Genomic DNA, 1,722 nt, shown 5'->3' with positions numbered 1-1,722 from the left:
CCCTGCCCGCTCCGACAGCGCGCCGCCCCGGCGCCGCTAGGGCGCCGGGGCGGGCGAAGGGCTCATTCGGCCTTGCCGGACTCGGCGACGGAGCGCCGTACCTCGTCCATGTCCAGTTCCCGCGCCTGCCGGATCACGTCCTCCAACGCGGCCTCCGGGAGGGCGCCCGGCTGGGAGAAGACCAGCACGTTGTCCCGGATGATGGCCAGGGTGGGGATGGAGCGGATCTCGAAGGCCCCGGCCAGCTCCTGCTGGGCCTCGGTGTCGACCTTGCCGAACACCAGGTCGGGGTTCTTGTCGGCGACGCGGTCGTAGACGGGCGCGAACTGGCGGCAGGGGCCGCACCAGGACGCCCAGAAGTCGACCAGAACGAAGTCGTTCTCGGACACGACCTCGTTGAAGTTCTCCTTGGTCAGTTCGACCGTGTTGCTCATGGGTTGCCTGCTTCCTGGGGTTGGGAGTGCCGGCACTGGTGACCAACACGATGCCCGGGCGGGGTATTCCTGGGGCCATGTGACGGGGCGGTCACCTCGGCGAACAGGTCGCACGCCCGGCCGCGCCCCGCGCCGGGGACCTCCCCGGCGGAGGTCGGGCCGCCAGGCCGAGGAGTGGCGGCGCGACGCCACTGCGAGCCTGGGACGAGGTCCGAAGGTGCGTTCCCACCCGTGGCGGGTAGTCCCACGACAGCGGGCGCCCGCCCGGGCCAGGCTCGCGCGACCGCCCCGCCGCCCAGGAGCCGCGTCTCGCGGCTTGCCGCCGAACAGGAGAGGACGTCCCCGCCGTGACCACCGTTCCCACGATCACCCTGAACAACGGCGTCGCCATGCCCCAGCTCGGCTTCGGCGTGTACCAGGTTCCGGACGAGGAGGCGACCGCGACCGTGCGGGCAGCGCTGGACGCCGGGTACCGCAGCATCGACACGGCGGCCCTCTACCAGAACGAGGTCGGCACCGGCCGGGCGCTGGCCGAGTCGGGCATCGCCCGGGAGGAGCTGTTCGTCACCACGAAGCTGTGGAACACCGACCAGGGTTACGACGCCACGCTCCGCGCCTTCGACGCCTCCCTGGCGCGCCTGGGCCTGGACCAGGTCGACCTGTACCTCATCCACTGGCCGGCGCCGAAGCTCGACCGGTACGTGGACACGTGGCGGGCCTTCGAGCGGATCTACGCCGACAACCGCACCAGGGCCATCGGGGTGTCCAACTTCCAGCCAGCGCACCTGGACCGGCTGTTCGAGACCAGTGGGATCGTGCCGGCGGTCAACCAGGTGGAGCTGCACCCCCGTCTCCAGCAGCTGGCCGTCCGGGAGTTCGACGCGTCCCACGGGATCGCCACCGAGGCGTGGGGGCCGTTGGGCCAGGGCAAGGGGGGGCTGTTGGAGGACCCGACGCTGGCACAGCTCGCCACGAAACACGGCCGGACTCCAGCCCAGATCGTGCTGCGCTGGCACATCCAACTGGGCAACGTGGTGATCCCGAAGTCCTCGACCCCCTCGCGGATGCGGGAGAACATCAGCGTCTTCGACTTCCAGCTCGACGCCGACGACATGGATTCCATCGCCGGGATGGAGACCGGTGCCCGAGGGGGTCCCGACCCGGACGTGCTGTCCTGACCCGCCCACCGCCCAAGACCGTGGAGGTCGGGCTGGCGGGCGGTGGGCCGGCACCGCCGAGGGCCCCGTTCAGCGGGGTGGCCACGGCGGGCGAGCCGTCCTGGTCGACC

At 71.5% G+C, this 1,722-nt stretch carries 2 protein-coding genes; one reads left to right on the top strand and one right to left on the bottom strand.

The features are described 5' to 3' along the window. Window positions 1-62: 62 nt before the first annotated feature. A complete protein-coding gene (gene trxA / locus ACTIDRAF_RS0221190) occupies window positions 63-434 on the bottom strand; it encodes a thioredoxin (RefSeq protein ID WP_016700721.1) in 372 nt (123 codons plus the stop codon). A 347-nt stretch (window positions 435-781) separates the two neighbouring features. On the opposite strand from trxA, the gene ACTIDRAF_RS0221185 reads away from it, so the two are divergent. Beyond that, window positions 782-1,612 carry an aldo/keto reductase gene (locus ACTIDRAF_RS0221185; protein WP_016700720.1) on the top strand — a complete coding sequence of 277 codons (831 nt, stop codon included), beginning with the start codon at window positions 782-784 and terminating at the stop codon, window positions 1,610-1,612. The last annotated feature ends 110 nt before the right edge of the window (window positions 1,613-1,722 follow it).

It is taken from the genome of Actinoalloteichus spitiensis RMV-1378, from assembly GCF_000239155.1.
Classification (GTDB): domain Bacteria; phylum Actinomycetota; class Actinomycetes; order Mycobacteriales; family Pseudonocardiaceae; genus Actinoalloteichus_B; species Actinoalloteichus_B spitiensis.
Note: the sequence above shows the minus strand (reverse complement) of the source record. Positions and strands in the feature narration are given on the sequence as shown.

Bases quoted from the DNA above. Each gene is read 5' to 3' on its own strand.
- trxA (WP_016700721.1), bottom strand. From the start codon at position 434: ATGAGCAACACGGTCGAACTGACCAAGGAGAACTTCAACGAGGTCGTG.